Annotated in this window: 6 protein-coding genes; 2 read left to right on the top strand and 4 right to left on the bottom strand. The window is 40.9% G+C overall.

The features are described from left to right. Window positions 1-54: 54 nt before the first annotated feature. Genes L2W36_RS26980 through L2W36_RS26965 form a run of 4 tightly spaced genes read right to left on the bottom strand, consistent with a single transcriptional unit; the run spans window position 55 to window position 5,013 of the window. A complete protein-coding gene (locus L2W36_RS26980) occupies window positions 55-606 on the bottom strand; it encodes a TniQ family protein (RefSeq protein ID WP_236112034.1) in 552 nt (183 codons plus the stop codon). Continuing rightward, the gene (locus L2W36_RS26975; RefSeq protein ID WP_236112033.1) at window positions 599-1,993 is read right to left on the bottom strand and encodes an ATP-binding protein; all 1,395 of its coding nucleotides are present in this window, start codon (window positions 1,991-1,993) and stop codon (window positions 599-601) included. The genes L2W36_RS26980 and L2W36_RS26975 overlap by 8 nt, the downstream gene beginning before the upstream one ends. Then, window positions 1,983-4,160 carry a Mu transposase C-terminal domain-containing protein gene (locus tag L2W36_RS26970; RefSeq protein WP_236112032.1) on the bottom strand — a complete coding sequence of 726 codons (2,178 nt, stop codon included), beginning with the start codon at window positions 4,158-4,160 and terminating at the stop codon, window positions 1,983-1,985. Before L2W36_RS26970 ends, L2W36_RS26975 begins: the two co-directional genes overlap by 11 nt. After that, window positions 4,150-5,013, bottom strand: coding sequence for a TnsA endonuclease N-terminal domain-containing protein (locus L2W36_RS26965; RefSeq protein ID WP_172532688.1), 864 nt, complete (start codon window positions 5,011-5,013; stop codon window positions 4,150-4,152). The genes L2W36_RS26970 and L2W36_RS26965 overlap by 11 nt, the downstream gene beginning before the upstream one ends. 423 nt (window positions 5,014-5,436) lie before the next feature. Here L2W36_RS26965 and L2W36_RS26960 point away from each other — a divergent pair, with 423 nt between their 5' ends. Both L2W36_RS26960 and L2W36_RS26955 read left to right on the top strand, forming a co-directional pair. Further along, entirely contained in the window at window positions 5,437-5,865 is a 429-nt protein-coding gene (locus L2W36_RS26960) for a hypothetical protein (protein ID WP_236112031.1), read from the top strand. A 175-nt stretch (window positions 5,866-6,040) separates the two neighbouring features. Next, window positions 6,041-6,742 (top strand): ATP-binding protein, encoded by a 702-nt coding sequence (locus tag L2W36_RS26955; RefSeq protein WP_236112030.1) that lies wholly within the window; start codon window positions 6,041-6,043, stop codon window positions 6,740-6,742. Window positions 6,743-6,821 lie beyond the last annotated feature (79 nt).

Below are 6,821 nucleotides of genomic sequence, written 5' to 3'. Positions count from 1 at the left end.
CAGGAACTGTGAGCCTGTTGGCGAAGTCCACCTAAATCCAGAAAGAGAAGCTGCTTAATAAGCAAGCAAATGATGACAACTACCTTGAAAAACGCCGGTTTGCATTCGACTAAGATTCTTTACAGTGTAACTGCATGAAGAACAGCTATTAATGAGCCTCGTTCCGTGTTTGTAGCAGTGAAAAACCCCCTGTAGTTGATGATGTTGGTGAAAATATGAAATACCAACAGTATCTAAGTCTTCAGCAATACAATCTTTGCAGTAACGCCACAAACGATTATGTACCGTTTGAGATTGTGTAAAGTCGATGTCATAGGGCTTTCCTTTCAAAAACAATGGTAGTTCGCGTTTCTCTCGCTCGTTGAGGAAAGACTCGATGACGTTACCGTGCATATGCATTTGCCAAATCGAACAATTGTCATCATTAAGAATATTCATCAGTATGGCGTCTAGGTCAGACATGACTGTAACTGGCGACGCACTGAAATTTGCCAGCCCTATACGTTTTGCTGAAGTAGCAAAAGTGCCAAAAGGGGACATAGTATGAACTCGGCTAAGGAAGCTTCTTAGGTGTTCGTTCGGTAGTAGGTACAAGATGTTATTCATACTTTCTAGCCTGCGCTAGTAAGGCTTCAGGAGTTAAGCTCTCTAGCATTTCTTGGTCTTTCTCAGTAAGGTTTGCGGCAGAACGAGAGCTTCTAGGGGATTGCTTACAGACTTGGTTACCGTCAATATTTGAGCCACTTTCTGAAAACAAATCCTGTTGAACCGAGTGCAATTGAGATAAAGGATTGCAATCTTCATATTTATAAAATTGACCACGCTTTAGTGCCGTTAATGCGCCTGATACCAAGAGAAATTGCTCTTTGAATACATGGTCTAGAGCAGCCATGCTTAGGTCTTGATTGTTTGGTGTTAGATAAGTCAGATAAGACAATGTGGCCTTTATTAGGCTGCTCGCGATAGCGGGGATCCCTGCTGATAAGTAGTGAACATGGCGCGTTAGAGTATCAATGTCAGTTGTCTGATTCTTAAGTAATTGTGTCGGGCACATTTGCTTAATGAAGCGTTTCCAAAACGAACTTTCAACATCACATTGCTCTAAGATTAGCGACCCTGTCTTTCCAATTCGCCTAGCGGCAGTCATCTCTTTAGAAAACAGATTGAGTGTTGATAGTGTCCCGACGAGTAATAGTGGTACACCAACCTTGTTAAACAACTCTTCCACGAACTTTAGTGTGGCGTTCTCGTTGTTACCGACTTTCTCGTACTGTCGAGTTTCAGATAGGTTCTGAGCTTCATCTAGAACAATAATCCCAACACCATGGATGAGTAGCGCCTTACGAACCGCAATCATGAGCGCCGTAACTGAGCTTTTCTGATGTGACTCATAATAATTCTCACCAGTTACCGAATCGATGGACTCAAGAATCCTCCAGAGTAGTGCACGCTGCCCGCGAGCTGTTGGGATATCGATCTTAAGCCAGACAATCTGTTCGTAGATGAACCTTTGTCCTTGGTACTCTTGATGTGAAATGACTTGAGGAATGGCAGACAAGATGCTTTCTACCATCGCTGACTTTCCGCGACCTGATAGACCTGCTACCAAAAAACTCTGCTGATTTGCTGTTTGCTTTAGAGTGCGCTCTTGCCCTTCAGGTATTTCAATAGAGTCGGCAAATTGCAATTGTTTAATATCGCCATACACCAAAGGGTTGCGATAGATATAGCCTCGCTCAATCATGCGAAATACGGTGTCATAAAGGCGTGGGGCTTCATCCTGAACAACATAGCACTCAGATAGGTTATCAATGAATGTTCTGGTGTAGTAACCATGATGCTCAGTAGGGAGCGAACTAACATCAATCAACGTGTCAGGAGATAGTGTTGTTGCCTGGATAAATTGTTTAGGTAGCAATGGCATTCCAAGCGCTTCAATCAGAGGGTTTTTTGCCATCTGAGAGTTAGGGTGAGGTATATAATTAGCTATCATCTTGTTCATCATCAAAGTCAAAAAAATCAGGTGTTTCCAAGTGTTGGGTACTCTTTTTAGCAGTGGAGCTAGCGTTATCTTCGGAACTTAACGTTGCTGCTATTTGTTCAGATTGTTTGCTGCGTTCAATAGAAGAGACGATACTCTTTCGTTCTTTGATACCTGTCTGGATAGACTTTGCTGACGATGTTTTTAAGAATCGAGCGTCAGCTTTTGCTTGTTTATCGATTTCATCCAGTTTGTTTAAGAACTCAATTTTGTTAGCGAATGAATGTTCTTCATGAAGGCTTTGTTTTTGTTTGGTTAGTTCGATTTCATGAAGGGTCGATTGCCAAATTTGATTACGATACGCTTCAGAGCGGTCAGTGAGTTCTAAAGTAATTAGCTCATTAGATTCAGGATCTTTACACCAAATAAAGTTCGTTGAATTTTGGTCGTATCGAACCTCCACAGTGTATCGGCCAAAATTACGAGCTTTGTCTAACCATTGTTTATGAATGATTTTGTTAGCGCTGTAATACAGCCCCTTAAAGTAAACGCCCTCCATTCTCACAGTCGCCTTGTCAGCAGGTAGCAATGCGAAACGAAGTCGCTCTTCAGGAATTTGAGCTGGCGGTATCATCATTTCTTCTAGCCCGTAGAGATATAAGTCTCTAGGAGAGAAACCAACATCATCACGAGACATCTCGAAGTTATGGTTGTTCTTTCTAAGGCGGTTGTTATTGGTATAAATGATTGTTCTTATGAGCTTTTCCATGAATGCTTCGAAGGACATCGACGCTTTTCTAGAAGCGTGTTGCTCTTCCTTGCTGGGTACTTTCATGACTTGACCAGGCACAAATCGAACAGCATTTTGATGAAAGATATCAAATGCTTTCTCGACAGTTCCTTTACAATCCCCGCGATGATACGGAGCGAAACTGGCGATTGATAAGCCAATTTCGCCCTTAAGCATGCTTTCAATATTACGGTCTGTATACTCGGAACCTCGATCCATGACTAACTGTGAGCAAACATGGTGGCACGGCCATTCGTTTTCAGTAATTTCAACGCCATAGCGTTTAGCAAACTGGACTTTGTTGGTAAAAGCATTGAAAAGGGCTTGTGATGCTCCAGTCCAATCTGGGCCGTGAAAACAAGCATGAGTGCCAACAAACATGCCAGACCACGTATCTACAACTAGATAGATCACTGGGCGTCCCGTGGCTAACTGATTGGTTTTGTCGTAGGGGTAACGTATGTATTGATCAACGACTGTTGCATCTATTTCATAGCGACTTGTGGGGCCACGAACACCTTGCCGAGCAAGGCCTGCACGACCTCGGTAGTCTTTTTGAAAATTGGTCGTGCCGACAGCCTTCCTTATCAATTCAAGTTGATCTACGTTTTGCTTAAAATGATATTTAAATGCATTTCGTGAAATGAGTTTGGCCCTTGGAACAGGTAAAGCTATCTCATGTGCTTCTTCAATCATTGGTTTAACACGTGCATACATGAACTTGCGTGTAAACTGATCGTAAAGGTCACTCAGCCTAGCTTTGCCACCGTTTGGAATGGTTTTAGCAAATCGTCGAATATGTTTAATGTCTTGCTGAGTGACTCCACGATAAGGACTTCCATATTTGGTTTTCGGGCCACTTTTGCCTAACTCAGGGTCTTGGTCAAATGACGGTACTTCAGGTAAAGACTGATTCGTTCCGCAATTTCTCCATAGAGGGAGTAGAGCATTGACGTGAGAACCGTAATACCAGTAACGATTTAAAATTTTTGCTACATAACTGCGGCTGCGACCTGATGTTTCTATCAATCGATGTAAGATTGAACTGCTATCGATAAAAAGATAGTTGTAACGTAGTTCGTCGTTATCGATTAACGGGGCAATAATGTTAAAGCTGCTATCTCTGCGTTGTAACCACTTTCTGCGCTTCTTATCCTTCAGTAACTCTTCGTCCGACATGTATAGGTAAGGGCTAAAGGAATGCTCTAGCACTTTCCATTTGCCCAGCTCTATTTGCCTCAACGTATCACTTAGCATAATCGTATGAGGCCTTTTAGGGCGTTCAACATTGAGCTGAGTGACAGCAATTTGGTCGAGGTCTTGGCAAATATCTACGATAAGATATTCAAGCCCTTTTTTGCCATCGACTAATTTTTGATTAATTCTCATCGTGTTGCGTAATCATCATTACAGGGCGAAAAACTTCTATGCGCTCATTCAGGTCAACGTCTAGTTGACCTGAATACGCAAGATGTTGAAATATCTCTAACGCAGCAAGTTCGGTTACATCATGTACTAATGATGCGTGATTCAAATGCTGCTTTAGAGTTTTCTCTGGGTCGTTCATAAGGCTCTTGTTTAGAGTGTTTAACATCCCTTCGCACAGTGGGCCTTCGATTTGGCTCTCGCGTACATGATGGTAAGTCTCTCTAAGCCATTGAAGGTTGTATGTTTTGTTGGGGTTTAAGTCTTCATCTGTTATTTGCGTTAGATGATGGTTGTAATGCCCCCAGTACATCTCTTCAATTTTGAACTTTTGTTGGGTTCGTGTGACTTTTTGGGGAGGCTCAAATTCAGTGCTTAGTGCTGAGGTCGGTTTATAGTTATACGGCTGAATGCCAAGCTGGTCTCTCGTCGCATCATACAAGGTGACAACGAAATCCGTGGTCATGGTTGCAGCAGGAATATCTTTACCATCCCTTTCTTTGTATTTAGCTGGGTGTCGATAATTCAGATGTTTAGCCCACTCGAGAGTTTCATTTATCGGTAAGGGGTATTGTTCTTGTATATCCAAGACTTCAGGATCGTGCTCAAGATGAAAAAATAGAGCAAGCTCACCTAAGCTGAATAAGTGATGGCAGCGTTTCGTCTTGTGACTGAAAACAATATGAGATAGACCGACGCTATTTGAACGGCGAACTGTAATATATGGCTCGTACTCGCCATTCTTAATCTTCTTTAAGTGTTTTTCTAATTTTCTGAGCTCATAGTTTGTTATGTATGGTTGCTTAACTATTTTCATATACCTAATCCTCACTTACTAATATATTGTTAGCAGCCTTTCTAGGGTTTGTCTAATTGGAGGTGCTTGTAAGTTGCTGTAAATAAAGGACTTATTATAACTTATATAATTAGCTTAGAGCTTAGTGATCTGAATTGGAAAAGCTTGTAATTCAATGTGATATTTGAATGGATACATGGAATTTGCAGTTTTTGATTAGGCTTATTTATTATTCCTTATATAAATCACGATAGAATATAATTTCTTTATATTTCATTGTCTTAATAAAGGGTTGTTCACGAATCGTACACTTGGATCCTTGGCTCAAAAAAAACTGACAAAACATGCAAATTTATTGGTCTGGTTGCTTATTATCGACAGAGTTAGATATCTTTTTTAAAGAGGCTAATATTACAAACATGTGATGATTAGTTAGGCTTGGTTATGGTTAGCGCAGAAAGATTTATCAGTATGGCATGGGAACTAGAGCTCACCATCTGCTCATTGATAACTGACCAAACACCAGAGGGCTACTTGGATGTGTGTAGAGACCGAGCTAAGAGTAGAGGCATAGATGTCTTTAATATGAACTTTAACGAGTATGAATCCCCCCTAGCTGCTTTCGCAGCAGAAGAGAACCGAGAATTGGTTGCTACTTTGGAAAGTTGTAGACGCAAGACACTTGTCATTTTTGAAGGAGCTGACGCGCTCGCACCTTTGGAGTGTAATGAGACGTTTTGGTTAAGATCTTTACTGAACAATAGCAATGTTATTGGGCTTGTTGTTGTCTTCTTGGTTACGAATGAAGGGAAGCTAAGGTTGTTTCAGGATAGTGAGGGGGCATTCTATCGAGATTGTGTACGTTTAAATTAGATAACAACTCAGTATGACTTACTTTTAACCATTTATTTTAAAGCGTTGGACATTTTTCATATAACCAGAATTGCTAAGTGTAAAGAAAGCTTACTGAAGTTTGACTACATGCAAATACTCATCAGAACTCATATGTTATCATAGAGAAATAACGATAAATTAGGTAGTTGGCAGAATGAGTTATAATGAGTTTGTTGGTACGGCTGAGATAACAGATCAAGGCATACGTAAACATTTTACTAAATGGAAGAAAGTTCCCTTACAGTCGGTTATTGAATTAGTCGCAAACGGTTTTGATGCTAATGCTAAAACTGTCCATGTAGACATAGAATACAGTGAAATGGATGGCCTGGTTTCGGTATCGGTACTCGATGATGGTACTGGTATAGATATCGGCTTGTGTTCTGAACACTTTTCAAGATTCTATGAATCCTCAAAGAAAGATGATGATGACTTACAGGGTGCACATGGTCGCGGACGCTTAGCTTTTCATCTGTTATGTAATGACGCCACTTGGTTTACCAAAAGAAGTGAGACGAAGAATGCCAAGATCTCTATTCAAAACGGAACGTTGCGTGAGTTCAGAGCTGCGGAGCTGACAGAGATAGAGCAAGTTGCTGCATTGAAAAGGTATCAACATGGAACTTATGTTCAACTAAGCAACTTCACTGCTAATTTACCTCAAATAGATGATATTGCTTCTAAGCTACAGTGTGAATTCGGTTGGCGCTTAGCTCTTAACAAGAATAGAAAACTTTTTTTAAATGGAAAAGAAGTTGAAGTTCCTGATAATCAGTTGGTGAAGAAAACATTCCAGATAGAGGGTGAGTCTTTTGACGTCTCTTTTGTCCGCTGGTTTCGGCGTTTTTCAAGGTAGTTGTCATCATTTGCTTGCTTATTAAGCAGCTTCTCTTTCTGGATTTAGGTGGACTTCGCCAACAGGCTCACAGTTCCTG

Source organism: Vibrio sp. McD22-P3 (genome assembly GCF_021568915.1).
Taxonomy (GTDB): domain Bacteria; phylum Pseudomonadota; class Gammaproteobacteria; order Enterobacterales; family Vibrionaceae; genus Vibrio; species Vibrio mediterranei.
This window is presented reverse-complemented; position numbering and strand designations above follow the sequence as displayed.